The organism is Streptomyces sp. NBC_00986 (assembly GCF_045162565.1).
GTDB lineage: Bacteria > Actinomycetota > Actinomycetes > Streptomycetales > Streptomycetaceae > Streptomyces.
In genome coordinates, this window is sequence record NZ_CP108733.1 from 6,105,660 (window position 1) to 6,131,598 (window position 25,939).

General features: G+C 67.9%; 21 protein-coding genes. 9 read left to right on the forward strand and 12 right to left on the reverse strand.

What is annotated here, in order from left to right; genetic code table 11:
- Positions 1-62: 62 nt before the first annotated feature.
- Positions 63-2,309, reverse strand: a complete 2,247-nt coding sequence (gene murJ / locus OG504_RS27155; protein WP_405992161.1) for a murein biosynthesis integral membrane protein MurJ — start codon at positions 2,307-2,309, stop codon at positions 63-65.
- A 46-nt stretch (positions 2,310-2,355) separates the two neighbouring features.
- The gene (locus OG504_RS27160; protein WP_405992162.1) at positions 2,356-4,758 is read right to left on the reverse strand and encodes a DUF6049 family protein; all 2,403 of its coding nucleotides are present in this window, start codon (positions 4,756-4,758) and stop codon (positions 2,356-2,358) included.
- Between the two features lie 258 nt (positions 4,759-5,016).
- Here OG504_RS27160 and OG504_RS27165 point away from each other — a divergent pair, with 258 nt between their 5' ends.
- Positions 5,017-6,459: a CCA tRNA nucleotidyltransferase gene (locus OG504_RS27165; RefSeq protein ID WP_405992163.1), complete on the forward strand. Its 1,443-nt coding sequence runs from the start codon at positions 5,017-5,019 to the stop codon at positions 6,457-6,459.
- 96 nt (positions 6,460-6,555) lie between these two features.
- On the opposite strand, the gene OG504_RS27170 is transcribed toward OG504_RS27165, so the two are convergent.
- The 4 genes from OG504_RS27170 to OG504_RS27185 form a co-directional block, all read right to left on the reverse strand.
- Positions 6,556-7,152 carry a hypothetical protein gene (locus OG504_RS27170; RefSeq protein WP_405992164.1) on the reverse strand — a complete coding sequence of 199 codons (597 nt, stop codon included), beginning with the start codon at positions 7,150-7,152 and terminating at the stop codon, positions 6,556-6,558.
- 131 nt (positions 7,153-7,283) lie between these two features.
- The gene (locus OG504_RS27175; RefSeq protein WP_405992165.1) at positions 7,284-8,561 is read right to left on the reverse strand and encodes an MFS transporter; all 1,278 of its coding nucleotides are present in this window, start codon (positions 8,559-8,561) and stop codon (positions 7,284-7,286) included.
- Positions 8,562-8,635: 74 nt separating this feature from the next.
- On the reverse strand, positions 8,636-9,718 hold the full coding sequence (locus tag OG504_RS27180; RefSeq protein ID WP_019055136.1) for an inositol-3-phosphate synthase: 1,083 nt from the start codon (positions 9,716-9,718) through the stop codon (positions 8,636-8,638).
- A gap of 44 nt (positions 9,719-9,762) precedes the next feature.
- Positions 9,763-10,449, reverse strand: coding sequence for a PadR family transcriptional regulator (locus tag OG504_RS27185; protein ID WP_033285749.1), 687 nt, complete (start codon positions 10,447-10,449; stop codon positions 9,763-9,765).
- 735 nt (positions 10,450-11,184) lie between these two features.
- Between OG504_RS27185 and OG504_RS27190 the strand changes: the two genes are divergently transcribed.
- Both OG504_RS27190 and OG504_RS27195 read left to right on the forward strand, forming a co-directional pair.
- A complete protein-coding gene (locus OG504_RS27190) occupies positions 11,185-13,431 on the forward strand; it encodes a transglycosylase domain-containing protein (protein ID WP_405992166.1) in 2,247 nt (748 codons plus the stop codon).
- A gap of 136 nt (positions 13,432-13,567) precedes the next feature.
- Positions 13,568-15,067 carry a glycosyltransferase family 87 protein gene (locus OG504_RS27195; protein WP_405992167.1) on the forward strand — a complete coding sequence of 500 codons (1,500 nt, stop codon included), beginning with the start codon at positions 13,568-13,570 and terminating at the stop codon, positions 15,065-15,067.
- 99 nt (positions 15,068-15,166) lie between these two features.
- Here OG504_RS27195 and OG504_RS27200 read toward each other — a convergent pair whose 3' ends face one another.
- From OG504_RS27200 to OG504_RS27210, 3 genes are all read right to left on the reverse strand, one after another.
- The gene (locus OG504_RS27200; RefSeq protein ID WP_365301175.1) at positions 15,167-16,198 is read right to left on the reverse strand and encodes an alanine racemase; all 1,032 of its coding nucleotides are present in this window, start codon (positions 16,196-16,198) and stop codon (positions 15,167-15,169) included.
- A gap of 83 nt (positions 16,199-16,281) precedes the next feature.
- Complete coding sequence (gene femX, locus OG504_RS27205) at positions 16,282-17,403, reverse strand: peptidoglycan bridge formation glycyltransferase FemX (RefSeq protein WP_033285753.1); 1,122 nt, start codon at positions 17,401-17,403, stop codon at positions 16,282-16,284.
- 179 nt (positions 17,404-17,582) lie between these two features.
- Entirely contained in the window at positions 17,583-17,897 is a 315-nt protein-coding gene (locus OG504_RS27210; RefSeq protein WP_401949737.1) for a hypothetical protein, read from the reverse strand.
- 276 nt (positions 17,898-18,173) lie between these two features.
- On the opposite strand from OG504_RS27210, the gene rpsF reads away from it, so the two are divergent.
- The 4 genes from rpsF to rplI all read left to right on the forward strand — a co-directional run bounded on the left by rpsF (position 18,174) and on the right by rplI (position 19,915).
- Positions 18,174-18,464, forward strand: a complete 291-nt coding sequence (rpsF, locus tag OG504_RS27215) for a 30S ribosomal protein S6 (protein WP_006604399.1) — start codon at positions 18,174-18,176, stop codon at positions 18,462-18,464.
- A gap of 77 nt (positions 18,465-18,541) precedes the next feature.
- Complete coding sequence (locus OG504_RS27220) at positions 18,542-19,156, forward strand: single-stranded DNA-binding protein (protein WP_405992168.1); 615 nt, start codon at positions 18,542-18,544, stop codon at positions 19,154-19,156.
- Between the two features lie 57 nt (positions 19,157-19,213).
- Positions 19,214-19,450 carry a 30S ribosomal protein S18 gene (gene rpsR, locus OG504_RS27225; protein WP_006381652.1) on the forward strand — a complete coding sequence of 79 codons (237 nt, stop codon included), beginning with the start codon at positions 19,214-19,216 and terminating at the stop codon, positions 19,448-19,450.
- Between the two features lie 18 nt (positions 19,451-19,468).
- Complete coding sequence (gene rplI, locus OG504_RS27230; protein ID WP_019073380.1) at positions 19,469-19,915, forward strand: 50S ribosomal protein L9; 447 nt, start codon at positions 19,469-19,471, stop codon at positions 19,913-19,915.
- A gap of 166 nt (positions 19,916-20,081) precedes the next feature.
- Here the strand turns inward: rplI and OG504_RS27235 are convergent, their stop codons facing one another.
- Complete coding sequence (locus OG504_RS27235; RefSeq protein WP_405992169.1) at positions 20,082-21,419, reverse strand: MATE family efflux transporter; 1,338 nt, start codon at positions 21,417-21,419, stop codon at positions 20,082-20,084.
- Between the two features lie 459 nt (positions 21,420-21,878).
- Between OG504_RS27235 and dnaB the strand changes: the two genes are divergently transcribed.
- Together dnaB and OG504_RS27245 are read left to right on the forward strand one after the other, a co-directional pair.
- Positions 21,879-23,357 carry a replicative DNA helicase gene (dnaB, locus tag OG504_RS27240; protein WP_405992170.1) on the forward strand — a complete coding sequence of 493 codons (1,479 nt, stop codon included), beginning with the start codon at positions 21,879-21,881 and terminating at the stop codon, positions 23,355-23,357.
- 85 nt (positions 23,358-23,442) lie between these two features.
- On the forward strand, positions 23,443-24,828 hold the full coding sequence (locus OG504_RS27245; protein ID WP_405992171.1) for a serine hydrolase domain-containing protein: 1,386 nt from the start codon (positions 23,443-23,445) through the stop codon (positions 24,826-24,828).
- A 94-nt stretch (positions 24,829-24,922) separates the two neighbouring features.
- Here the strand turns inward: OG504_RS27245 and OG504_RS27250 are convergent, their stop codons facing one another.
- Both OG504_RS27250 and OG504_RS27255 read right to left on the reverse strand, forming a co-directional pair.
- Positions 24,923-25,375 (reverse strand): GNAT family N-acetyltransferase, encoded by a 453-nt coding sequence (locus tag OG504_RS27250; RefSeq protein WP_405992172.1) that lies wholly within the window; start codon positions 25,373-25,375, stop codon positions 24,923-24,925.
- Positions 25,376-25,418: 43 nt separating this feature from the next.
- Complete coding sequence (locus OG504_RS27255) at positions 25,419-25,877, reverse strand: MarR family winged helix-turn-helix transcriptional regulator (RefSeq protein ID WP_405992173.1); 459 nt, start codon at positions 25,875-25,877, stop codon at positions 25,419-25,421.
- Positions 25,878-25,939 lie beyond the last annotated feature (62 nt).

Here is a 25,939-nt window from a genome sequence, read left to right on the forward strand (position 1 = left end):
CCACAGTCTGCCGCTATGCACGACACACAGCGGCAGACGATGGTTGTGCGTGTGCCCCCGCCTCAGCGCCCCAAGCGCCCGCGCACCATGCCCACGAGGGAGTTGAGCTCCTCGATGCGCATGCGCCGGGCCGCGACGTAGAAGATTCCGAGCAGTACGGCCCCACCCACCACGAGCGCCGCGAACGAGCCGACGACGCCTTGGCCGAGGGTATGGCCGATCCCGTAGCAAGCCGCACCACTGAGCAGTGCGGCCGGCACGGAGGCGATGCTGAGCCGAGCGTACGTCCGCAGCACGCGCGTGCCGTCCAGGTCGCCGTTCAGCCGCTTGCGCAGCCGGTTCCAGGCGACACCGACACCGGTCGCGTACGCGAGGCCGTACGAGGCCGCCATGCCCACCACGGCCCAGCGGGCCGGGAGCACGAAGTAACAGACCGCCGAGGCACCCGCGTTGACCGCGGCCACGATGACGGTGTTGTAGAAGGGCGTCCGGGTGTCCTCGTAGGCGTAGAAGGCCCGCAGGACGACGTACTGCACCGAGTAAGGGATCAGGCCGAGGGCGAAGGCCATCAGCATGAAGCCCATGTTGGTGGCCGCGCCGGTACCCGAGGAGCCGAAGATCAGGGTGCACATCGGGATGCCGAGGGCCAGCAGGCCGAAGGCGATCGGCACGATCGCGACGGCGGTCGTGCGCAGACCCTGGGAGATGTCGTCGCGGACGGCTCCGCCGTCGCCCTCGGCGGCCGAGCGCGAGATGCGCGGCAGCAGGGCTGCCATGAGGGACACCGTGATGATGGCCTGCGGCAGACCCCAGATGAGCTGGGCGTTGGCGTAGGCGCTGAATCCGGTCCCGGCGATGTTCGTGTCCGCGACCGACGCGGTGGCGAGCTGGGTGACCACGAGGGCACCCGCCTGGTTCGCGAGGACGAAGAGGACGGTCCACTTGGCGAGCATCGCGGCCTTGCCGAGGCCGTGGCCCTTCCAGTCGAACCGCAGCCGCAGCCTGAACCCGGTTTCGCGCAGGTACGGGATCATCGCCAGCGCCTGGACGACCAGACCGAGCAGAACACCGATGCCCAGGAGGCGTTGGGCCTCCGGCGGGATGTTCTGGACGCCCATACCGGAGTCGGCCGAGGTGCCGTACACCCAGAGGAACATGCCGAGCGTCACGATGATGACGACGTTGTTGAGGACCGGGGTCCACATCATCGCGCCGAACTTGCCGCGGGCGTTGAGGATCTGGCCCATCACCACGTGGATGCCCATGAAGAAGATCGAGGGCAGGAAGTAGCGGGTGAAGGTGATGGCGACACTGTCGGCCGCCGGGTCGCTGGCGACCTTCACCGACAGCAGGCGGACCAGGAGAGGTGCCGCGAACATCGCCAGCGCGGTCAGCACTCCGAGCGCCACGATGACCAGGGTCAGCAGACGGTTGGCGAACGCCTCGCCGCCGTCGTCGTCCTCCTTCATGGCGCGCACGAGCTGCGGCACGAAGACGGAGTTGAGTCCGCCGCCGACGGTCAGGATGTAGATCATCGTCGGCAGCTGGTAGGCGACCTGGAAGGTGTCGCCGAGGAGAGCCGTGCCCAGCGCCGCGACGATCAGCGCGGAGCGGACGAAGCCGGTCAGGCGGGAGACCATCGTGCCCGCCGCCATCACGGCGCTCGACTTCAGCAGGCCGGAGGCCTTCCCGCCCTTCTTGGGAGCGGCCGCGGGCACCGGTGCCGGTGCTGTAGGAGTGAGCTGCATCGTGGCGTCGGACATCGGCGCCGGGGGCGCCTGGCCCGAGGGCGGTGCCGGGGACGGGCCGGGGACCGCAGGGGAATTCATCTGCGGACGTCCGCCGCCCTGGCCCTGATCCCGGAAGAGATGCGCGAAGGCGTCCGGCTCGTGGTGCTCCTCGCCGGCTCCGGTCACCAGGTCGTCCACGCCCACGAACTGGGTCGTCCGGGCATCGTCGCCGTACGGCAGGTACTGGGTCGGGCCCTCCGGCTCGGGCGCCGGGGTCTGCGCCCACACGCGGGGGTCGGGGGCGTACGGGGACTGGGGTGGCTGCGCGTAGAGCGGGGGCTGCGGCTGGTACGTGCCCGGAGGCGGCGGGGGGTGTGCGGCACGGTCGTAGAGCGCCTCGGCGACCGGGTCCTGGGCGGAGAGGTCCTGCGCCCGGTAGGGGTCCTGGTCGTAGGCGTCCTGGAGGTACATGTCCGCGGGGGGCTGCGGCGGCACCTGGCCGTGTTCGGGCGGCGGGCCCTCGGGGTAGCCCGAGCCGCCCGCGCCCTGACCGCGGTCACCGTCGTACGGCGCGTTCATGGTTACCCCACCTCATCGTCCCCGGGCCCACCGGCCACGACATCGCTCAACGGTCCACTCTCTCACCCGTGCCGGACGGGTCGGCGCTTTCCGGTGCGGTGTCCGGTGTCGGGTCACTCGGGTGCTCCGGGTCGTCTGCCCGGGACGGAGTGCCGGACTCCTCCTTGAGACGGCCCTGGGGGCCTTCGGGGTTCTCCGGGCCGTCGGGTTCCTCGGCCGCCCCGTCGTCGGGTCCGTCGGGACCCTCTTCCTCGGCCTGGCGGGCGACGGCGCGCTTGCGGTGGGTGTACATCCGGAAGCCGGCGAGGACGAGCAGCAGGACACCGCCGCCGATGACCAGCATGACGGTGGCCGTGACCTCGGTGACCTTCACGTCGAAGCTGACGGCCTGTCCGTACTCCTGGCCGTCCTCCGTGTACAGCTGCGCGATCACGGTCACCTTGCCGTTGGCGTTGGCCGAGGTGGTGAACTTCACGGACTGGCTGTGCCCGCCGTTGACCGTGACCCGCTGCTCCGTGTAGGCCTTGTCGCCGATCTTCAGTCGCGTGGGGCTCGTCGAGGTGAGGCGCAGGACCAGGTGCTCGACGCCCTGCACCAGGTTGTTCTGCACGGTCACGGGGATCGTGGCGCTGCGGCCCGAGAGCTTGGTCTCGGACTTGTCGATCAGCTTCACCTGGTTGGTGAGGTCGTCGAGATAATCCAGCACGCTCTGGCGGAAGTTGGCCGCCTCGCCCGCCTGCCCCCGCCACGACGTGGACATCTCACGGTTCATGGCCCGCCCGAACGGGGTCACGACCCGGGACTCGTCGGTGAGGATCACCCGGAAGTTGTCGAGCTTGTCCTGGGTGGCCGCGATCTGCTCGAAGGCCACCTTCGGCAGCTCCTGCTTGCGCAGCGAGGAGGGGTACGAGGAGGACGACGGGATCTTCGTGGTGGCGTTCGGGTCGGGCTTGGCCTTGGCCGCCGCGGCGAGCCCCTGCGACTCGGTCCAGGTGCTGCCCTGGAGGGTCGTCAGCGCCTCGGCCATCGTCTGGGCCTGGCTCCCGGTCGGCATGCGCTGCGGGGCGACGACGATGCTGCGCTGCTTGTCCGTCTGCAGGTCGAGCGCCAGGCTCTGGGCGAGGAACTGCTGCTCGGCGAGCGTGGCGGCCCCGGCCTTCGTCAGGTCGCCCTCGAACGCCGTCGAGAGGCGCGCGTCCGCGACCACCGCCGTCGTACCGCCGCCGATGGGTCGGGCGGCTGAGGGCGTGTACGACAGGCCGCCGGTCTCCTGGAGGCTGTCGCTGCGGGCGATCACCTTGTCGGCGCCGGCCGACGTGGCGACCTTGATGATCGACGGGTCCACGGCGCCGTTCACCGGCCACGCGAAGTCCGTGTTCGGCGTCACGTGCAGCACCGTCTCCACGGTGCTCGCGGCGACGTCGGTGGCGTCCTTGAGGTGGCTCAGGGAGCCGGTGACGCTGGTGCCGTTGTGGGCGAGGGAGGCCAGGTCCGGGTCGGCGAAGGGGAGGGCTACGACCTCCTTGTCCGCGACCGCCGACTGAAGCTCGGCGAGCCACGCCTTGGCGACCGCCTGGTGGGTGCCCGTCGTCGTGGTGTCGCCGTCCCCCTGGATCTTGTAACTGCTGGTCATCGCGTCGACGGAGGCCAGCAGGTCCGGGTCGATCACCCAGGTGACGTCGAGATCCTTGCCCAGCGACAGCATCTGGTCGAGGCGACCGCCCGGGGCGATCTCCCTGGCGAGGTCGTCGTTGAGGAAGACCGGCGTCTGCTGCTCGTTGGAACCCGTCTGCGCCGTCATGTGGACGCCGGAGACGAGAGGCCACAGATACGTCGTCTTCGTCTTCGTGTCCGCCTCGTCGGGCTGCCACGGCAGGAACGTCCGCTGGATGCCCAGCACCTGCTCCCACGGCTGCGCGGAGGTCTGGCCGGAGAGCGAGACACCGAGCGGATAGACGCCGTCGTCACCGAGATCCAGCTTGTCGACCGGCACGGAGAGGGTGAAGGGCTCGGCGACGCCCGGAGTGAGCTTGGAGAACTGCTCGGTGTACTTGTCGCCGACCTCCGAGCCGTCGACGCCCTGGACATAGTCGGTGCGCTTGGCGACGCTGTCGATCGCCGAGCGGGTGCTCAGCGCCTGGCCCAGGCGCAGGCCCACATGGGCGTCGGTGACCGCCTGCTTGCCGTTGTTGGTCACCGTCCCGGAGACGGTCAGGGTGTCCCCGTCCGTGGGGATGCTGGGGCTGAGCGTGTCCAGGGAGATGGACACCGTCTGCGAGCCGGAGGCGGCCTTCGCGGACGTCTGCTCGGCCGCACCGGCGGGCGCGACGGCGGACAGCTGAAGGAGGCCGGCCAGCAGAGGCGCCCCGGCGAGCAGTGCGCCGGTGCGCCGCAGCCACCGGCGGGCAGGTGAGGGACTCGTCCCCTGGAAGTCTGCCGCCTCGGCCACGCGCTCGCCCGTCCCTCGTCATCGTCAGTGGTCGTCGCAATGTGCGTCCACGCATGGTAACGATGCGCGCTGAGGGGAAGTGCCGCGGACTGCTCCACAAGATCGGAGAACAGCGGCGGACCGTCCCGTATGTGCCCGTATAAAGGGGAGCACTCGTGTACGTCGCAAGGGCAGCGCTTGCACGGGTATCAGGGGACGTGTCCGTGCACATTTAATGGAGGCGCTCGTGGTGGCCGGGGCCACGTACCCTTTTCTGTTGTGCCGAACGCCAACGAAGACAACCCCAGTGCCCTGAGCCAGGTGCAGCATCGCGCGGTGAGCGAGCTGCTGCGGGTGGCTCCCGTCGCCGACGACCTCGCCCGCCGTTTCCAGGAGGCCGGGTTCTCTCTCGCCCTGGTCGGCGGCTCGGTCCGGGACGCGCTGCTCGAGCGGCTCGGCAACGACCTGGACTTCACCACGGACGCACGTCCCGAGGACGTACTGAAGATCGTCCGGCCGTGGGCGGACGCCGTGTGGGAGGTCGGGATCGCCTTCGGCACGGTCGGGGCGCAGAAGGACGGCTACCAGATCGAGGTGACCACCTATCGGTCGGAGGCGTACGACCGGACCTCACGCAAGCCCGAGGTGTCGTACGGCGACTCCATCGAGGAGGACCTCGTCCGGCGCGACTTCACCGTGAACGCGATGGCTGTCGCGCTCCCGGAGAAGGAGTTCATCGACCCGCACGGCGGCCTCGACGACCTCGCGGCCCGGGTGCTGCGGACTCCGGGTACTCCTGAGGCGTCCTTCTCGGACGATCCCCTGCGGATGATGCGGGCGGCACGCTTCGCCGCGCAGCTCGACTTCGAGGTCGCTCCCGAGGTCGTCGCGGCGATGACGGAGATGTCCGGGCGGATCGAGATCGTCTCGGCCGAGCGGGTGCGGGACGAGCTGAACAAGCTGATCCTCTCGGCGCACCCCCGCAAGGGACTGGCCCTGCTGGTCGACACTGGACTCGCCGACCACGTCCTGCCCGAGCTTCCCGCCCTCCGCCTGGAGAGCGACGAGCACCACCGGCACAAGGACGTCTACGAACACACGCTGATCGTTCTGGAGCAGGCGATCGAACTGGAGGAGAACGGTCCCGACCTGACCCTCCGGCTGGCCGCCCTGCTGCACGACATCGGCAAGCCGCGGACTCGACGCTTCGAGAACGACGGCCGGGTCTCGTTCCACCATCATGAGGTGGTCGGCGCGAAGATGACCAAGAAGCGCATGCTGGCGCTCAAGTACTCCAACGACCTGGTGAAGGACGTCTCACGGCTCGTCGAACTCCACCTGCGTTTCCACGGCTACGGCACCGGCGAGTGGACCGACTCGGCCGTCCGCCGGTATGTCCGTGACGCCGGCCCGCTCCTCGGTCGCCTCCACAAGCTGACCCGCTCGGACTGCACCACACGGAACAAGCGCAGGGCCGCCGCGTTGTCCCGCGCGTACGACGGTCTGGAGGAACGCATCGCCCAACTGCAGGACCAGGAGGAGCTGGACTCGATCCGTCCCGACCTCGACGGCAACCAGATCATGGAGATCCTGGGCGTCACTCCCGGGCCGGTCATCGGCCGTGCGTACAAGTTCCTGCTGGAACTGCGGCTGGAGAACGGGCCGATGGAGCATGAGGCGGCGGTGGCCGCGCTCAAGGAGTGGTGGGCCGCGGAGGGCTGAGGCGGTGAAACGGGGTCATGTTTCACGTGAAACATGACCCCGGACAGCATCGGGGGCGGTGTTTCACGTGAAACACCGCCCCTCGTCGCGTCTTCTCTACTTCTTCGCGTAGTCCTTCAGGCAGAGCAGGAAGTTACTGCCGTCACCGCTCTCGGTGTACGAGTACTGGAAGTCCTTGGCGGCCGCGGCGCACTTGGCGTCGGCCTCCGACTCGGAGTACTTGCCGCTGATCTTGGCGAGCACCGTGTACTGGGCCTTCGAGTCGCTGCACTTCACGACCTCAAGGTCCGGGTTGGTGTCGCTGGTGCTGCCACGGTGCATGCAGTCGCCGACCTTGGCGGTGTCGGCATCGTCCTGGCTCGATATGAAGCTGAAGATGGCCGCGCCGGCAGCGATCAGGACGACGACGCCGAGGCGGATCATCTTGGGGCTGAACTTGCGCTTCGGCTGCGGGGGGACCGGGGCGTACGGGGCCCCGCCCTGGGGCGGGAACCCGGGCTGGCCGGGCTGCTGCGGGTAGCCGCCCTGAGGCGGGTACGGAGCCTGGGCCTGAGGCGGGTAGGGCGTCTGCGCCTGGGCCTGCGGCGGGTACGGCGCCGGAGTCTGAGGCTGGCCGTAGGGCTGCTGGTCCTGGGCGTAGGGATTTGGGCCCTGGGTGTATGGGTTCGGGCTCTGAGGCGGCGGAGTAGTCACTGGGGTCCCCCCTGGAACGTGGACGCATGGCACGGCATGACCCATGGTCTGGCGTGCGGCATGATGCGAAATAAGACGCCCGTAAGCTACCTGCCCCCACTGACGCTGCCATGGCCCGGAACGGCTCCGTATCAGTGATGTGACACTGTCCGGCGCTCAAAGTGGGCCATAGCCACAGCAACCGCTCCGTAGACGATGGCCACGGTGAGCACCAGCACCGCTGAGCGCCCGTCAGGGGGAAGCATCAGCGCGGCCATCGCGGCGGCGCAGACGAAGGCGACGTTGAAGAGCACGTCGTAGACGGAGAAGATGCGGCCGCGGAAGCCGTCGTCGACCGAGAACTGCACGATCGTGTCCGTGGCGATCTTCGCGCCCTGTGTGGTCAGACCCAGGACGAAGGCCGCCGCCAGCATGGGGGCGGTGGCGAACGGGAGGCCGAGGGCCGGTTCCAAAAGGGCGGCGCCCGCGGCGCACACGGCGATCCAGCGGCCGGGGCCGAGTCGTCCCGCGGCCCAAGGCGTCACCACGGCCGCCACGAAGAAGCCGGCGCCGGACGCCCCCAACGCCAGCCCCAGCAGGCGCAGTCCGCCGTCCGGGGTCGAGGAGAGGGCGTAGCGGCAGAGCATCAGCAGCAGGACGGTGAGGGCGCCGTAGCAGAAGCGCATCAGCGTCATCGCGGCCAGAGCCCAGACCGCTTCCCTGCGTTCCGGCGCGGCAAGGTGTCGTACCGCCGCCGTCAGGTCCCGGGCGGTGCCGGCGAGTGCCGTTGCCAGTCGGGGCCGGGTCAACGCGCGGTCGGGGCCGAGGAGTTCGGGGGCCATGCGCAGGGAGGTGAGGGCTGCGCACAAGTAGAGGGCTGCTCCCAGCAGGACGACCGCGGCGTCGGTGTCCGCGACCAGCAGCCGTACGAGGAAGGCGATGCCGCCGCCCATCGTCGCCGCGAGCGTTCCGGCCGTGGGGGAAAGGGAGTTGGCGACGACCAGGCGTTCGTCGTCGACCACCCGCGGGAGGGCGGCGGACAGGCCGGCGAGGACGAAGCGGTTGACGGCGGTGACGCACAGGGCGGAGACGTAGAAGAGCCAGTCCGGGACGTGGCTCAGCATCAGGACGGCTGTCAGCCCGGCCAGCAGGGCGCGCAGCAGGTTGCCGTAGAGGAAGACCTGGCGGCGGCGCCAGCGGTCCAGGAGGACGCCGGCGAAGGGGCCGATGAGGGAGTACGGGAGGAGCAGGACCGCCATCGCGGAGGCGATCGCGGCGGCCGAGGTCTGTTTCTCGGGGGAGAAGACGACGTAGGCGGCGAGTGCGACCTGGTAGACGCCGTCCGCGCCCTGGGAGAGCAGGCGTACGGCGAGCAGGCGGCGGAAGCCCTGGAAGCGCAGGAGGATGCGCAGGTCACGGACGACGGCCATGGGCACAGCCTCACATACGAGGAGGGTCCCCGGGCGCAATGCCCGGGGACCCTCGACGACCGAACCGGCGGGTCCTAGCGCTCGACCTCGCCCTTGATGAACTTCTCGACGTTGGCGTAGGCCTCGTCGTCGAAGTACTGGACCGGCGGGGACTTCATGAAGTAGCTCGACGCGGAGAGGATCGGGCCGCCGATGCCGCGGTCCTTGGCGATCTTCGCGGCGCGCAGGGCGTCGATGATGACACCCGCGGAGTTCGGAGAGTCCCAGACCTCGAGCTTGTACTCCAGGTTCAGCGGGACGTCGCCGAAGGCGCGGCCCTCGAGGCGGACGTAGGCCCACTTGCGGTCGTCGAGCCACTGGACGTAGTCCGACGGGCCGATGTGGACGTTCTTCTCGCCCAGGTCGCGGTCCGGGATCTGCGAGGTGACGGCCTGCGTCTTCGAGATCTTCTTGGACTCGAGGCGGTCGCGCTCCAGCATGTTCTTGAAGTCCATGTTGCCGCCGACGTTGAGCTGCATCGTGCGCTCGAGGCGGACACCGCGGTCCTCGAACAGCTTCGCCATCACGCGGTGCGTGATGGTGGCGCCGACCTGCGACTTGATGTCGTCGCCGACGATCGGGACGCCGGCCTCGGTGAACTTGTCCGCCCACTCCTTGGTGCCGGCGATGAAGACCGGGAGGGCGTTGACGAAGGCGACCTTGGCGTCGATGGCGCACTGGGCGTAGAACTTCGCCGCGTCCTCGGAACCGACGGGCAGGTAGCAGATCAGGACGTCGACCTGCTTGTCCTTGAGGATCTGGACCACGTCGACCGGGGTCTCGTCGGACTCCTCGATCGTCATGCGGTAGTACTTGCCCAGGCCGTCGAGGGTGTGACCCCGCTGGACCGTGACGCCCTTGTTCGGGACGTCGCAGATCTTGATGGTGTTGTTCTCACTGGCACCGATGGCGTCGGAGAGGTCGAGGCCGACCTTCTTCGCGTCGACGTCGAACGCGGCGACGAACTCGACGTCACCGACGTGGTACTCGCCGAACTGGACGTGCATCAGGCCGGGCACCTTGGCCGCCGGATCGGCGTCCTTGTAGTACTCGACGCCCTGTACCAGTGAGGCGGCGCAGTTGCCCACGCCGACGATGGCTACGCGAACCGAACCCATTCCGGTTGCTCCCTGTGTGTGCGAGGTGAGGCCCTGACTGGACCTCATGTGGTGGTTTCGTCGGACGGATCCGGCCCGGGGGTGGCGCCCCCGAGCCGGGGCAGGCCGCCCGACTCCCCAGATGTGCTGTCCTGCTGAGCGGAGCCACCGGAGGCGGGACCCTTCAGGTCCCGTCCGGCTCGCTCGCTCTCGATGAGCTCGTTCAGCCAGCGCACTTCGCGCTCCACGGACTCCATTCCGTGGCGCTGCAGCTCAAGCGTGTAGTCGTCGAGGCGCTCCCGGGTCCGTGCCAGGGAGGTGCGCATCTTGTCGAGACGCTCCTCCAGCCGGCTGCGGCGACCTTCCAGTACGCGCATGCGTACGTCGCGTGACGTCTGCCCGAAGAAGGCGAAACGAGCGGCGAAATGTTCGTCCTCGTACGCGTCGGGCCCCGTCTGCGAGAGCAGCTCCTCGAAGTGCTCCTTACCTTCCGCCGTCAACCGGTAGACGATCTTGGCGCGACGTCCGGCGAGGGTGGCGGTAAGGGCGTCCTCGGGGGTGTTCCCCGTCTCCTCGATCAACCAGCCGTTGGCGACCAGCGTCTTGAGGCAGGGGTAGAGCGTCCCGTAGCTGAACGCACGGAACACACCCAGTGACGTGTTGAGTCGTTTGCGCAGCTCGTAGCCGTGCATCGGGGATTCGCGGAGCAGGCCGAGGATGGCGAACTCGAGGATGCCGGAGCGTCTGCTCATCGTCGTCTCCTTCCTGTCCGCGGGCCGACCGTGACGGCCTTTATGCCGAGCTGATGTATCGACTCGATACATCCAGACGATAGAACGGCCTTCCGGATGCGACAAGTGGGGAGATGGTGAGCGGCGTCACATCACTGATTCGTTGGAATCAAGTTGCCTGATTTGGGGTGAACTTCGGGGCTAAGCAGGTTTTGACGGTGCGTAGTCTGTGCGGCATGCACACCACCGGGAACCAAGTGACGCGTGGGGGCGTCGACGTCCCCGGTGCGGTACGGATGAATGCAGAACCGACCACATCCGTACTTCGGGGGGACCGGAAACCAGCCGCCGTTTCCAGGCGCGCACGGATGCGCCTGCCCGAGGAGTAATCGTTCGATGAGCGAGCACCGTCGCAAACCGCCGCAGCCGCAGGGAGGCGGACGTGCCGCGGCCCGACGCGGCCAGTCCGGACCTACCCCCGGCCGCCGCGCGGCACCGCGAGGCGCCACCACCGGGTCTCCCTCCGACTCCTATGGGTCGAACCCCGCAGAGCCGGGGGGTGAGGAGCGCCAGTACGGCAGCCGCGCCGAAGCACGCAGGGCTGCCCAGAGAGGCGGCGGCCGTCGCAGAGAGCCCGCCGGCCAAGGTCCCGGAGGCCCGAACGGGCCCGGCCGGGGCAGAGGGCGCGCTCCCGCGCCCGGCAAGAAGCGGTTCATCGACTATCCGCGCTTCGACAAGTACGGATGGCGCCGCTGGATGCCCTCCTGGAGGCTTGTCTCCGGCCTGTGCCTGTTCTTCTTCGGCAGCCTGGTGGCCGCTGTCGGCGTCGGCTACGCGATGGTCGGCATCCCCAGCGAGAACACCGCGGCCAAGTCGCAGAACAACGTCTACTACTGGTCCAACGGCGACCAGATGGTCGCCACGGGCACCGGGGCGAACCGGCAGAACATCACCATCGCCCAGATCCCCCAGGCCATGCAGTGGTCGGTGATCTCGGCCGAGAACAAGAGCTTCTACACGGACTCGGGCGTCGACCCCATGGGCATCGCCCGGGCCCTGGCCAACATGGCCCGGGGCGGCGAGACGCAGGGTGGTTCGACGATCACCCAGCAGTTCGTCAAGAACACCTACCTGAGCCAGGAACAGACGGTCACCCGTAAGTTCAAGGAGATGTTCATCTCCATAAAGGTGGGCACCCAGCTCAGCAAGCAGCAGGTCCTGCAGGGCTACCTGAACACCTCGTACTACGGCCGCGGTGCCTACGGCATACAGGCCGCCGCGCAGACCTATTACGGCGTGGACGCGGTCAAGCTGACGCCCAGTCAGTGTGCCTTCCTGGCAGCCCTGTTGAAGGGTCCGACGTACTACGACCCCATCGGCGCCACGAACATCGACCCTGCGGCGGATGCCAAGTCCAACACGGCCCGTTCCAAGGCTCGTTGGAGCTGGATCCTCGAGCAGATGCACAACGACAAGCACATCACGGACGCTGAGTACCAGACGGCCATCAAGAAGTACCCCATGCCCCAGGGGCTCAAGGCGACCAAGGGCATGACCGGCCAGATCAGCTACCTGGTGGACACGGCCAAGAAATACGTCCTGAGCCACTCGAACATCTCGCAGACCCAGTTCGACCAGGGCGGCTTCCAGATCTACACGACCTTCCAGAAGGACCAGGTCAACGAGCTGAGCGCGGCCGTGAAGAAGATCCAGAAGGAGCGCATCGACCCGAAGAAGCGCGATCTGGACAAGTACGTCCAGTTCGGCGCGGCGTCGGTGGTGCCCAAGGACGGTGCGATCGTCGCCCTCTACGGCGGTGACGGTTACGAGAACGGCCACTTCACCAACAACGCGGACACCTCGGGTGTCCCGGTGGGTTCGACCTGGAAGCCGTTCGTGCTCGCCGCGGCCATGGAGTACGGCACGTACAAGACCGACGGCGTCGGGATCTCGCCGCTCAGCAAGTACAACGGCGACGACCATCTCAAGGTCCAAAACCAGGACGGCACGAACGTCCTGAACAAGGACGGCTCGATCTTCTACCAGAACAACGAGAGCAACTTTCCCTGGGGTTACATCTCGCTGCGCAAGGCGATGGAGCAGTCCATCAACACGCCGTACGTGCAGCTAGGGATGGACGTCGGGATGACGAAGGTGAGGGACGTCGCCAAGTCGGCGGGCATCCTGAGCGACAGCATGGCGAGAGATCTCAATGCGTCCTTCGCCATCGGTACGTCGACTCCCAGCGCGATCCGTATGGCTGACGCCTACGCTACGTTCGCCGCCTCGGGAAAGCAGGCGGACCCGTACTCCGTGACCGCCGTCAAGCAGGACGGACAGCCGGTGTCCGGCTTCACCAAGCCGGTCGTGAAGACGGCGATTCCGGAAAACGTGGCGAACAACGTCACCGACACCCTTGAGAACGTCATCCAGAACGGTACGGCCAAGAGCGCGAAGGCTCTGGGCCGTGATGCGGCCGGCAAGACCGGTACCACCGACAGCAACAAGTCGGCCTGGTTCGTCGGCTACACCCAGCAGCTCTCGACGTCGATCGCGATGTTCCGGGAGAACCCCAAGGACGCCGAACTGCTCTCCATGAACGGCACGGCAGGGGTGGCGTCCATCCACGGTGGTGACATTCCGACGTCGATCTGGACCGAGTACATGGAGGCCGCGCTGAAGGGGAAGTCGGACCCCGGCTTCCCGGACGCCACCAAGATCGACAAGGTGTCCAACGAGGACGGCGCTCCGACTCCCACTCCGACGCCCGTGGTGACGCCGAGTGAGACGCCCAGCGAGACGCCGAGTGAGACGCCCAGCGAGACGCCGAGTGAGACGCCTTCGGCCACCGAGTCCTGCAAGTTCAGCTGGCAGTGCAGCGACGACGGTGGCACCGACGGAGGCGCGACGTCCACGCCGACGGACACGGCCACTGCTACGGAATCCAGTGGCACCAGTAGAGGTGGCGACAACGGGGGCATCTTCGGAGGCGCAACCGGTTAGCCGTCATATCGCTCATGGAGGGTGTTTCACGTGAAACACCCTTCACCGGATGTTTCACGTGAAACGAGGGCCGTCGCACCCACGAGGTGCGGCGGCCCTCGGCGTACACCTAGGTCCGTACGGCAGGATGTGCCCCATGCCCAGTGCAGAACTGACGCCCACGAGCGTGCACGAGCCGGATCCGGTACGGCCGACCAAGGACGACCAGGTCGCCGCCGCCGGGAGTGAACTGATCGGTGGCCCCATCGGCCGGCGCGCTCTCCTGGGGACGTCCTGGTGGACTCCCGTACGGGTCGTCGCGCTGGTGGCGATCGGCATGTTCGCCCTCGGCCTGGTCCAGAAGGCGCCCTGCTACAACAGCGGTTGGTTCTTCGGGGCCAGCTCGCAGTACACGCACGCGTGCTACTCGGACATCCCGCACCTGTATCAGGGACGCGGTTTCGCCGATGGCCTCGTGCCGTACTTCGACAAGCTGCCCGGCGACATGCAGTACCTCGAATACCCGGTGCTGACCGGCGTGTTCATGGAGGTGGCCGCCTGGCTCACGCCGGGCAGCGGCAGCATCCAGCACCAGGAACAGTGGTACTGGATGGTCAACGCCGGAATGCTGATGGTCTGCGCGGCCGTCATCGTCGTCTGTGTCAGCCGCACGCACGCCCGTCGGCCCTGGGACGGTCTGCTGGTCGCCCTGGCACCCGCCTTCGCGCTGACCGCCACCATCAACTGGGACCTGCTGGCGGTCGCTCTGACGGCCGCGGCGATGCTGATGTGGTCGCGGGGTCGATCCCTCGCGTTCGGCGTCCTGTTGGGCCTTGCAACGGCCGCGAAGCTGTATCCCGTCTTCCTGCTCGGCCCGCTGTTCCTGCTGTGCTGGCGCGCGGGCAAGTGGCGGGACTTCGGGAAGGCGCTCGGAGGAACTGCCGTCGCCTGGCTGGCGGTCAACCTGCCGGTGATGCTCTTCGCCTTCGACGGCTGGTCGAAGTTCTACACGTTCAGCCAGGAACGGGGCGTCGACTTCGGGTCCTTCTGGCTGGTCTTCGCCCAGAACTCCAGCGACCCGCTCAGCACCGACACTGTGAACACGTTCGCCACGCTGCTGATGCTGCTGTGCTGCGCGGGCATCGCGGCGCTCACGATGACGGCTCCGCGCCGACCGCGCTTTGCCCAGCTGGCCTTCCTGATCGTCGCGGCGTTCATCGTGACCAACAAGGTCTACTCGCCGCAGTACGTGTTGTGGCTGGTCCCCCTGGCGGTGCTGGCCCGGCCGAAGTGGCGGGACTTCCTGATCTGGCAGGCGTGCGAGGTGGCGTACTTCCTGGGGATCTGGATGTACCTCGCCTACACGACCAGCGGAGACGCCCACAAGGGCCTGCCGACCGACGGCTACCACTGGGCCATCGGCCTGCACATCCTGGGCACGCTCTACCTGTGCGCCGTGATCGTGCGCGACATCCTCATGCCGGAGCGGGACGTGGTGCGCCTGGCGGGCGACGACGACCCCTCGGGCGGGGTGCTCGACAGGGCGGAGGACGTCTTCGTCTTCGGGGCCGCGGCCCGTCCCGGGCGGCACGCGGCCCACTTCGACGGACCGCAGGTGGAGTGGGGCAGCGAGGGCCCGGCCGACCGTTCGCTCTGAGCGAACAGGGCGCGGAGAGCCTGCGAGAGACAGCGCGACCACGCGAAAAGGCCGTAACGGAGGGTTCCGTGTACGGCCTTTCGGCTGTGCTGGAGTGGCTCAGCGATCCACGATGCGGTCGAACTGCGTGGTGGTGTGCCGCAGATGGGCCACCAGTTCCTCGCCCACCTTCGGCTCGGCAGCCTCCACCGGTACGAACAGGATCGAGACCTGCATGTGCGGCGGCTCGGCGAACCAGCGCTGCTTGCCGTCCCAGACGAACGGAGAAAGGTTCCGGTTGACCGTGGCGAGGCCGGCGCGGGCGACGCCCTTGGCGCGCGGCATGACGCCGTGCAGCGCCTTGGGAGCCTCCAGGCCCACCCCGTGCGACGTACCGCCCGCCACGACCACCAGATAGCCGTCCGAGGCCGCCTTCTGCTGGCGGTAGCCGAAGCGGTCGCCCTTGGAGACCCGGGTGACGTCCAGGACCGCCCCGCGGTACTGGGTCGCCTCGTGGTCCCCCAGCCACAGCCGGGTGCCGATCCGGGCCCGGAAGCGGGTCTGCGGGAACTGCTGCTGCAGCCGGGCCAGTTCCTCGGCCTTGAGGTGGCTGACGAACATCGTGTGCAACGGCAGCCTGGCGGCCCGCAGCCGGTCCATCCAGCCGATGACCTCCTCGACGGCGTCCGAGCCGTCGGTGCGGTCCAGCGGGAGGTGGATGGCGAAGCCCTCCAGGCGCACGTTCTCTATGGCCGAGTGCAGCTGCGGGAGTTCCTGCTCGCTGACGCCGTGACGCTTCATCGAGGACATCACCTCGATGACCACACGGGCGCCCACGAGGCCGTACACGCCGTCGATGGACGACACCGAGCGGATCACCCGGTCCGGCAGCGGAACGGGCTCCTCGCCGCGGCGGTACGGCGTCAGCACCAGAAGGTCACCGCCGAACCAGTCCTTGATCCGGGCGGCCTCGTACGTCGTACCGACGGCCAGGACGTCCGCGCCGAGCCGCGTCGCCTCCTCCGCCAGCCGCTCGTGCCCGAAGCCGTAGCCGTTGCCCTTGCAGACCGGGACGAGCCCGGGGAACTGCCCGGCAACGTGCTTGTGATGCGCCCGCCAGCGCGCGGTGTCGACGTAGAGCGTGAGCGCCATGGCCGGACCTGGAACCTTTCGGGTGGCTGCGGTGTATCAGAAGTATGAGAGCTGTCGACGTTATCGAAGCGAGGACCGCGAGGTCAGCGGCGCGACATGTAGATGTCGAGCGCCTTGTGGAGCAGCTTGTTGAGCGGGAAGTCCCACTCGCCGAGGTACTCGGCGGCCTGCCCGCCGGTGCCCACCTTGAACTGGATCAGACCGAAGAGGTGATCGGTCTCGTCCAGCGAGTCGGAGATGCCACGCAGGTCGTAGACGGTGGCGCCGAGCGCGTAGGCGTCGCGCAGCATCCGCCACTGCATCGCGTTCGAGGGCCGGACCTCACGCCCGATGTTGTCGGAGGCGCCGTAGGAGTACCAGACGTGCCCGCCCACCACGAGCATCGTCGCCGCCGACAGGTTCACCCCGTCGTGCCGGGCGAAGTACAGCCGCATCCGGTTGGGGTCCTCGGTGTTGAGGGCCGTCCACATGCGCTGGAAGTACGACAGCGGGCGGGGCCGGAAGTGGTCGCGCACGGCCGTGATCTCGTACAGCCGCTGCCATTCCTCGAGGTCGTGGTAACCGCCCTGGACGACCTCGACACCGGCCTTCTCGGCCTTCTTGATGTTGCGGCGCCACAGCTGGTTGAAGTTCTTGTGGACCTCTTCGAGGGAGCGGTTCGCCAGCGGCACCTGGTAGACGTAGCGCGGCTGGACGTCGCCGAAGCCGGCGCCGCCGTCCTCACCCTGCTGCCAGCCCATACGGCGCAGCTTGTCGGCCACCTCGAAGGCGCGCGGTTCGATGAAGTCGGCCTCGATGTCCCGCAGTCGCTTCACGTCGGGGTTCTGGATGCCGGCCTTGATGGAGGTGGCCTCCCAGCGCCGGATGATGACCGGCGGGCCCATCTTCACCGAGAAGGCGCCCTGGTGCTTGAGGTGGGCCAGCATCGGCTGGATCCAGTCGTCCAGATTCGGCGCGAACCAGTTGATGACCGGGCCCTCGGGCAGATAGGCCAAGTACCGCTTGATCTTGGGGAGTTGGCGATAGAGGACCAGGCCCGCACCGACCAGCTCGCCGGTCTTCTCGTCGAACCAGCCGAGGCTCTCGGAGCGCCACTCCGCCTTCACATCAGCCCATGCCGGGACCTGCATGTGGCTCGCCGAGGGCAGGCTCTGGATGAATGCCAGATGCTGCTCACGGCTGATGGTCCTCAGGGTCAGGCTCATTCGGGGCGCTCCTCGGGCTGGGGTGTCCCCATGGGTACAGGGGCTCCGGCTCTCGCGCCGAAGCCTACTGCGCCTTACGAGCGCCCCGACTGGGCGTATGCAACCTTCGCCTCGGCCTGTTGGCCGCCAAGGCGTTCCGTGCTGTTTTACGCGGAGTTCGGACTACGGCGTCCGGGCCGTCAGCTGATGACGCCGCCGAAGAGGCCGCCGTGGGCCATGCCGAGGAAGAATCCGACACCCGCGGCACCGAGACCCAGGATCAGGCCGAAGCGCTCCCTCGTCGTCTCGGAGATCCACTGCCCGTAGGCGCCGGTGAGGATCCCCACCAGGCCGGCCCATGAGCTGAGCAGGTGCAGGCTGTGGAAGAAGCCCGTGATGAACGCGGTCAGCCCGAGCACCAGGGTCACCGCGAGCAGCGTGTCCTGGAGCGGATGGGGCTTGCCGTCGGTGGCGAAGAGAGAACCGGCGGTGTTGGGTCGCAATGCCTGTGCCATGTGGCACCTCCTGCGGAAGGCGGCGCATCGTCGCGCCGGACGCACCCGATGTGTACAGATTGACGCTCTCCGCCACCGGATTTCAACCGGAAGCCGGTGTGCGGGTACTCTGTACCCTCTGCACTGGTGTCTGCCCATGTCACGACCCGGAATCCCCACGAGGGGCATCCGATGTCAGTGGCGGCTGTTTTACTGGCACACACTGTTGCTTACGCATCACAACCCTCCTGCCACGGATCGACCGTGGCCGCTGAGTCCAAAGGAGGTGGGTTCCACATGCGTCACTACGAGGTGATGGTCATCCTCGACCCCGATCTGGAGGAGCGCGCTGTCTCCCCCCTGATCGAGAACTTCCTCTCCGTCGTCCGTGAGGGCAACGGAAAGGTCGAGAAGGTCGACACCTGGGGCCGTCGTCGTCTCTCGTACGAGATCAAGAAGAAGCCCGAGGGCATCTACTCGGTCATCGACCTGCAGGCCGAGCCTGCGGTCGTCAAGGAGCTCGACCGCCAGATGAACCTGAACGAGTCGGTCCTCCGGACCAAGGTCCTCCGCCCCGAGACCCACTGAGCATCTAGCTCAGCTGATCTCGGGATTCGAGTAGCAGCACCAAGCAGCCAGCAGCAAACCCGCCGAGAGGTTCCCCCATGGCAGGCGAGACCGTCATCACGGTCGTCGGCAATCTTGTCGACGACCCCGAGCTGCGCTTCACCCCGTCCGGTGCGGCGGTCGCGAAGTTCCGTGTCGCGTCCACTCCCCGCACCTTCGACCGTCAGACGAACGAGTGGAAGGACGGCGAAAGCCTCTTCCTCACCTGCTCGGTCTGGCGTCAGGCGGCGGAGAACGTCGCCGAATCGCTCCAGCGAGGCATGCGCGTCATCGTGCAGGGCCGGCTGAAGCAGCGGTCCTACGAGGACCGTGAGGGCGTCAAGCGCACGGTCTACGAACTGGACGTCGAAGAAGTCGGCGCCAGCCTGCGCAGTGCCACGGCCAAGGTCACCAAGACCGCCGGTGGCGCTCGCGGTGGCCAGGGCGGCGGCTTCGGCGGTGGCGGTGGTGGCGGCCAGGGTGGCGGTGGCTGGGGTGGAAACTCCGGCGGCGGTCAGCCGGCCGGCGGCGCTCCCGCCGACGACCCGTGGGCCACCGGCGCTCCTGCCGGTGGAAACCAGGGCGGTGGCGGCGGTGGCGGTGGCTGGGGTGGAAACTCCGGCGGCGCCAGCGGTGGCGGCGGTGGCGGCTACTCGGACGAACCCCCCTTCTAGGCCCTCGGGCCGAGGGTGGGTCGTACCCACACTTCTTGATCACACAGGAGATACACCATGGCGAAGCCGCCTGTGCGCAAGCCGAAGAAGAAGGTCTGCGCATTCTGCAAGGACAAGGTCCAGTACGTGGACTACAAGGACACGAACATGCTGCGGAAGTTCATTTCCGACCGCGGCAAGATCCGTGCCCGCCGCGTGACCGGCAACTGCACGCAGCACCAGCGTGACGTCGCCACGGCTGTGAAGAACAGCCGTGAGATGGCGCTGCTGCCCTACACCTCCACCGCGCGATAAGGGAAGGGTGACCGACTAATGAAGATCATCCTCACCCACGAGGTCTCCGGCCTCGGTGCCGCGGGCGACGTCGTCGACGTCAAGGACGGTTACGCTCGCAACTACCTGATCCCGCGGAAGTTCGCTATCCGCTGGACCAAGGGTGGCGAGAAGGACGTCGAGCAGATCCGTCGTGCTCGCAAGATCCACGAGATCCAGACCATCGAGCAGGCCAACTCCGTGAAGGCCCAGCTCGAGGGCGTCAAGGTCCGTCTGGCCGTCCGCTCCGGCGACGCCGGTCGTCTCTTCGGTTCCGTCACCCCGGCCGACATCGCTTCGGCGATCAAGGCTTCCGGTGGCCCCGAGGTCGACAAGCGCCGCATCGAGCTGTCTGCCCCGATCAAGACCCTGGGCGCCCACGAGACGTCCGTGCGTCTGCACCCCGAGGTTGCCGCCAAGGTCAACATCGAGGTCATCGCAGCCTGATCGCTGCACTCGGCACAGCTGAGAGAGGGGCCGCACCCGTTGGGGTGCGGCCCCTCTGCTGTGCCTGGGACGGTGAGACATGGCCCGCGTGGTGCGTTCGAGACGGCGCTACAGTGCTCATGTTTCACGTGAAACATGGCAGTGCGCGGTGTTTCACGTGAAACGATCAGCGGGTCGCGCCCGTGACGACCCAGCGGCCCGAGCGGGCGCGCAGCAGAAGCGTCAGCATGCGCACCGTCATCATGAGGGTCATCGCTCCCCAGACTGCGGTCAGGCCGCCGCCGAAGGTCGGTACAAGCAGGGCCGCTGGTGCGAAGACCGCCAGCGTCAGCAACATCGCCCCGGCGAGATACGGTCCGTCTCCCGCGCCCATTAGCACCCCGTCCAGGACGTAGACGACACCGCAGATCGGCTGGGAGAGCGCCACCATGATCAAGGCGGGTAGGGCGGTGTCCTTGACGGTGGGGTCGCTGGTGAACAGGGGGAGGAAGAGCGGGCGGGACAGGATCACCAGGAGTCCGAGCACCACTCCCACGGCGATCCCCCACTGCACCATGCGACGGCATGCGGCTCGGGCGCCCGTTGGATCGTCCGCACCGAGGTAGCGACCGATGATGGCCTGGCCCGCGATCGCGATGGCGTCGAGTGCGAAGGCCAGCAGGGACCACAGGGACAGGATGATCTGGTGTGCGGCGATGTCGGCGTCCCCGAGGCGGGCCGCCACGGCCGTGGCGATCAGGAGAATCGCTCTCAGGGAGAGCGTGCGTACGAGGAGAGGCGCGCCGGCCTGGGCCGAGGCTCGTATCCCTGCGGCGTCCGGACGGAGGGAGGCGCCGTGCCGACGGGCTCCGCGGACGACCACGACGAGATATACGGCAGCCATGCCCCACTGGGCGATGACGGTGCCCCAGGCGGAACCGGCGATGCCGAGGTCGGCGCCGTAGACGAGTCCTACGTTGAGGACGCCGTTGGCGATGAAGCCTGAGACGGCGACGTACAGCGGAGTCTTGGTGTTCTGCAGTCCGCGGAGGACTCCGGTGGCGGCGAGGACGATCAGCATGGCCGGGATGCCGATGGAGGAGATTCGCAGATAGGTCGTCGCGTAGGGGGCGGCGGTGTCCGAGGCGCCGAAGAGATCGACGAGGGCGGGTGCCGCGGGGAGGACGACAGCTATGACGGTGGCGCCGATCAGCAGGGCGAGCCAGATGCCGTCCATGCCCTGGCGGATGGCGGCCTGGAGATCACCCGCGCCGACGCGTCGGGCGACGGCCGCCGTGGTGGCGTAGGCGAGGAAGACGAAGACGCTCACGGCTGTCGTCAGGAGGGCGGACGCGACTCCGAGTCCGGCCAGTTGTGCTGTGCCGAGATGGCCGACGATCGCACTGTCGGCCATGACGAAGAGGGGCTCGGCGACGAGTGCGCCGAAGGCCGGGACGGCCAGCATGACGATCTCTCGGTCATGCTGTCGTCGGGTGGCCTTGGCGGCCGCGGGAGCCTGTGTCATGAGCACCAATCTAATCGTCCACAGGTAAGAGATGCAATCGCTTTGTGACCCTTACCTCCGATCTCGCCTCGTGTCCTCTCGCGCACTGTTCGAAGCGATCTTGGTCCGATGTGGAAAGTTTTTCTTCTGCACAGCCGGTGGATGGGAAAGGTGCAGGTCAGATCGGTTACGGCAGAAGTGGCGAGGGCTTGTTCACAGGGCTGTCCACCGGGTCGTGCACAGGTTTTGGCGGGTTCTCCACAGCATCCGGGCCGTCGTCCACATGGCCTGTGGATAACCAGATTGGCTGACGGTGCCCACAGGCCTACGGTGGACCGGTACCCGCCCCGTCCGTCGGACCGAGAACCATCACAAAACCGACGCGCCCGTACCGGAGTTGGGCGCTTCATTTGTCAGTGCCGTGCCGTAGAAATAAGAGGCACGGCGAGGTCCGCTCGACGGACGGGAGGAGGTGGCTCGGTGAGTATTTCCGAGCCCTTGGACGACCCGTGGGCCGAGAGCGGTCCAAGTGATCGTCTGCCTGCTTCCCGACGACGCGGTGAAGGAGGCCGCGGCCGGGACGAGCAGCACGACCGCGGCAGGGAGGGCGGCGAGTGGGAAGGCGCGGGTTCGGCCTTCGAGCGCGTGCCGCCGCAGGATCTCGATGCCGAGCAGTCCGTGCTCGGCGGCATGCTCCTGTCCAAGGACGCCATCGCCGACGTCGTGGAGGTCCTCAAGGGCCACGACTTCTACAAGCCCGCGCACGAGACGATCTACCAGGCGATCCTCGACGTCTACGCCAAGGGCGAGCCGGCCGACCCGATCACCATCGCCGCCGAACTCACCAAGCGCGGTGAGATCAACAAGGTCGGCGGCGCATCGTATCTGCACACCCTCGTCCAGACCGTGCCCACGGCGGCGAACGCGGAGTACTACGCGGAGATCGTCCACGAGCGCGCCGTCCTGCGCCGCCTGGTCGAGGCCGGCACCCGCATCACCCAGATGGGATACGCGGCCGACGACGACGTCGACGAGATCGTCAACCGGGCCCAGGCCGAGATCTACGCGGTCACCGAGCAGCGGACCAGCGAGGACTACCTTCCGCTCGGCGACATCATGGAGGGCGCGCTCGACGAGATCGAGGCGATCGGTTCACGCAGCGGCGAGATGACCGGCGTGCCCACCGGGTTCACCGACCTCGACTCGCTCACCAACGGTCTGCACCCGGGCCAGATGATCGTCATCGCGGCTCGTCCCGCCATGGGTAAGTCCACACTCGCGCTGGACTTCGCGCGGGCGGCGTCGATCAAGCACAACCTGCCGAGCGTCATCTTCTCCCTCGAAATGGGGCGCAACGAGATCGCGATGCGTCTGCTGTCCGCCGAGGCCCGCGTCGCCCTGCACCACATGCGTTCCGGCACCATGACCGACGAGGACTGGACGCGGCTGGCGCGTCGGATGCCCGAGGTGTCGTCGGCACCGCTCTTCATCGACGACTCCCCGAACCTCTCGATGATGGAGATCCGCGCGAAGTGCCGTCGGCTCAAGCAGCGCAGCGACATCAAGCTGGTGATCATCGACTATCTGCAGCTGATGCAGGCCGGTGGCTCCAAGCGCCAAGAGAGCCGTCAGCAGGAGGTCTCGGACATGTCCCGAAACCTCAAGCTGCTGGCCAAGGAGTTGGAGGTCCCGGTGATCGCGCTCTCGCAGCTGAACCGTGGTCCCGAGCAGCGCACGGACAAGAAGCCGATGGTGTCCGACCTGCGTGAGTCCGGTTCCATCGAGCAGGACGCGGACATGGTCATCCTGCTGCACCGCGAGGACGCGTACGAGAAGGAGTCCCCGCGCGCGGGCGAGGCGGACATCATCGTGGGCAAGCACCGTAACGGCCCGACGGCGACGATCACCGTCGCCTTCCAGGGCCACTACTCGCGCTTCGTGGACATGGCGCAGACGTGACCGGGCGGCTGTAGGCGGCCGACCCGGGGCAGTGTCCCGAGAAATGTGCTCGACGTACCGCCGTCCCGCCGGATGGACTGGGGGCATGACGACATCTCAGGACGAATTGCTTCCCGGTACTCGCCGGGCGCTGTTGCATCGCATCGCCGTGGCCCAGGCCGAGGGGCGGGCGCCGTCGCTGGTCGCGGCGGTCGTACGGGGCGGGCGGGCTGTGTGGCACGGCGCGCGGACCTCGGTGGACGGGCACGGGCCGGACGAGAACGTGCAGTACAGGGTCGGCTCGATCACCAAGACGTTCACCGCCGTCCTGGTCCTGAGGCTGCGCGACGAGGGCGTCCTCGACCTCGGTGACCCGCTGGAGAAGCATCTGCCCGGTACCGGTGCGGGGGAGGCGACCATCGCCCAACTGCTCGCGCACACAAGCGGGTTGGCGGCAGAATCGCCCGCGCCCTGGTGGGAGCGGACGCCGGGTTCCCTGCGTCCGGAGCTCCGCGATGTGCTGGGCGAACAGCCGCTGCTGCATCCGGTCGGCCGCCGCTTCCACTATTCGAACCCCGGCTATTCACTGTTGGGCGCGCTCGTCGAGGAGTTGCGGGGCGCTCCCTGGGAGGACGTACTCCGACGGGAAGTGCTCGAACCCCTGGGTCTCGACCGTACGAGTGCTCAGCCGCAGGCACCGCACGCGGGTGGCTGGGCGGTGCATCCCTGGGCCGACGCGCTGTTGCCGGAACCCGCCGAGGATCTGGGCCGTATGGCGTCGGCCGGTCAACTCTGGTCCACTACGGGCGACTTGGCGCGGTTCGCCGTGTTCCTGGCGCACGGAGACGACCGCGTACTGAGTGCGGACTCCGTGACGGAGATGCGGACCCCGGCGGCACCGGCGGAGGCTGCCGACGTCATGGACGGTTCCACATACGGTCTCGGTCTGCAGGTCCAGCGCCGCGACGGCCGGCTGCTCATCGGCCACGGCGGATCGCTGCCCGGCTTCCTGGCGAGCCTCACCATCAGCCTCGCGGACGACGTCTCGGCGGTGGTACTGGCCAACTGCACCTCCGGCCCGCCGCTGGCATCGGTGGCCGTTGATCTCGTCCGGATCGTCGCCGAGGCCGAGCCGAGGATCCCCGAGCCCTGGCGCCCCATGCCCGAAGTCGACGTCGAAGCAATGGAGTTGGCGGGTCAGTGGTACTGGGGCACGCACGGTTTCGCCCTACGGCTGACCGCTGACGGCGGGGCCTGGCTGGAGCCGCTGGCGGGCAGCGGCCGCCGTTCGCGGTTCCGGGCCAACGGCGACGGCACCTGGACCGGGCTGGAGGGTTACTACGCCGGAGAGCTCCTGCGGCCCGTACGGCGCCCGGACGGGTCCCTGAGCCACCTGGACCTCGGATCGTTCGTCTTCACGCGTCAGCCGTACGACGAGAGCGCTTCTGTGCCGGGCGGGGTGGACCCGGAGGGGTGGCGGGGGATCCGCTAGCTACCGCAGCCGGGATGGCGCCATGTTTCACGTGAAACATGGCGCCATCCCGGCTGCCGGCGGGACCGCCGCACTCTCCTCGGAGAAAAGGTCTTCAGAGGGGGAGCTTGAAGCCCACGTGTGAGGCGGTGAAGCCGAGTCGCTCGTAGAACCGGTGGGCGTCGGTGCGTGTGACATCGGAAGTCAGCTGGACCAACTGGCAGTCCTGGCGGCGCGATTCGGCGATCGCCCACTCGATGAGCTGTGTGCCCAGACCGCTGCCCCGCTCGTCCGCATGGATGCGTACGGCCTCGATGACCGAGCGGGTGGCGCCCTTGCGGGACAACCCCGGAATGACTGTGAGCTGGAGGGTGCCGACGACGCGGCCCTCGCGGACGGCGACGACCAGGTTCTGGTTCGGGTCGGCGGTCAGGCGGTCCAGCGCGGCCAGGTAGGGCGTCAGGTCGTCCGGTGACTCGCGCTGGGAACCCAGGGGATCGTCGGCGAGCATGCCGACGATGGCGGGGACGTCCTCGGTGACCGCGGCTCGTATCTCAAGATCTCCCATGGCCACACCTTAGGCAGAGGCGTGGGTGCGGGGCGGGACGGGCTTATGCGGGCACGTTCATCGACTCCACGACCCGGACCAGTGGGGCCAGTTCGGGAATCGTGGCCGCCGCGTCGAGTGCCTCGCGCAGGGCGGTGTCGTTGGTCGGGCGGGCCTCTTCGAGCAGCGTGAGGCCGGCCTCGGAGACGTTCGTGTAGATGCCCCGGCGGTCGGTCGGGCACAGGTACCGCGCGAGCAGGCCGCGGTCCTCGAGCCGGGTGACCAGCCGGGTGGTGGCGCTCTGGCTGAGGACGACCGCGTCGGCGACTTGCCGCATCTGCAGATGGCCCCCGTCACCGTCGTGCTGACGGCTGAGCACGTCGAGCAGCGAGTACTCGCGCATGCTCAGGTCGTGCTTGGCCTGCAGGGCGCGCTCGATGTGCGTCTCGATCCTCCCGTGCAGCAAGGAGAGGGCGCACCAGCCCTGGGCGAGGGCGGTGAGTGCGGGGTCGGTCGCTGTCATGGGCGTTTCCTCCGTCCCGGAGTGGCTGAACCCAGGATAGAGCACAGATGAAATAGTCCGCG

What these genes read in the sequence shown, in the direction of transcription:
- murJ (WP_405992161.1), bottom strand. Translation starts at nt 2,309, where the DNA reads ATGAACGCGCCGTACGACGGTGACCGCGGTCAGGGCGCGGGCGGCTCG.
- OG504_RS27175 (WP_405992165.1), bottom strand. Translation starts at nt 8,561, where the DNA reads ATGGCCGTCGTCCGTGACCTGCGCATCCTCCTGCGCTTCCAGGGCTTC.
- OG504_RS27180 (WP_019055136.1), bottom strand. Translation starts at nt 9,718, where the DNA reads ATGGGTTCGGTTCGCGTAGCCATCGTCGGCGTGGGCAACTGCGCCGCC.
- OG504_RS27185 (WP_033285749.1), bottom strand. Translation starts at nt 10,449, where the DNA reads ATGAGCAGACGCTCCGGCATCCTCGAGTTCGCCATCCTCGGCCTGCTC.
- OG504_RS27190 (WP_405992166.1), top strand. Translation starts at nt 11,185, where the DNA reads ATGCCCTCCTGGAGGCTTGTCTCCGGCCTGTGCCTGTTCTTCTTCGGC.
- OG504_RS27195 (WP_405992167.1), top strand. Translation starts at nt 13,568, where the DNA reads ATGCCCAGTGCAGAACTGACGCCCACGAGCGTGCACGAGCCGGATCCG.
- OG504_RS27200 (WP_365301175.1), bottom strand. Translation starts at nt 16,198, where the DNA reads ATGGCGCTCACGCTCTACGTCGACACCGCGCGCTGGCGGGCGCATCAC.
- femX (WP_033285753.1), bottom strand. Translation starts at nt 17,403, where the DNA reads ATGAGCCTGACCCTGAGGACCATCAGCCGTGAGCAGCATCTGGCATTC.
- OG504_RS27210 (WP_401949737.1), bottom strand. Translation starts at nt 17,897, where the DNA reads ATGGCACAGGCATTGCGACCCAACACCGCCGGTTCTCTCTTCGCCACC.
- rpsF (WP_006604399.1), top strand. Translation starts at nt 18,174, where the DNA reads ATGCGTCACTACGAGGTGATGGTCATCCTCGACCCCGATCTGGAGGAG.
- OG504_RS27220 (WP_405992168.1), top strand. Translation starts at nt 18,542, where the DNA reads ATGGCAGGCGAGACCGTCATCACGGTCGTCGGCAATCTTGTCGACGAC.
- rpsR (WP_006381652.1), top strand. Translation starts at nt 19,214, where the DNA reads ATGGCGAAGCCGCCTGTGCGCAAGCCGAAGAAGAAGGTCTGCGCATTC.
- rplI (WP_019073380.1), top strand. Translation starts at nt 19,469, where the DNA reads ATGAAGATCATCCTCACCCACGAGGTCTCCGGCCTCGGTGCCGCGGGC.
- OG504_RS27235 (WP_405992169.1), bottom strand. Translation starts at nt 21,419, where the DNA reads ATGACACAGGCTCCCGCGGCCGCCAAGGCCACCCGACGACAGCATGAC.
- OG504_RS27245 (WP_405992171.1), top strand. Translation starts at nt 23,443, where the DNA reads ATGACGACATCTCAGGACGAATTGCTTCCCGGTACTCGCCGGGCGCTG.
- OG504_RS27250 (WP_405992172.1), bottom strand. Translation starts at nt 25,375, where the DNA reads ATGGGAGATCTTGAGATACGAGCCGCGGTCACCGAGGACGTCCCCGCC.
- OG504_RS27255 (WP_405992173.1), bottom strand. Translation starts at nt 25,877, where the DNA reads ATGACAGCGACCGACCCCGCACTCACCGCCCTCGCCCAGGGCTGGTGC.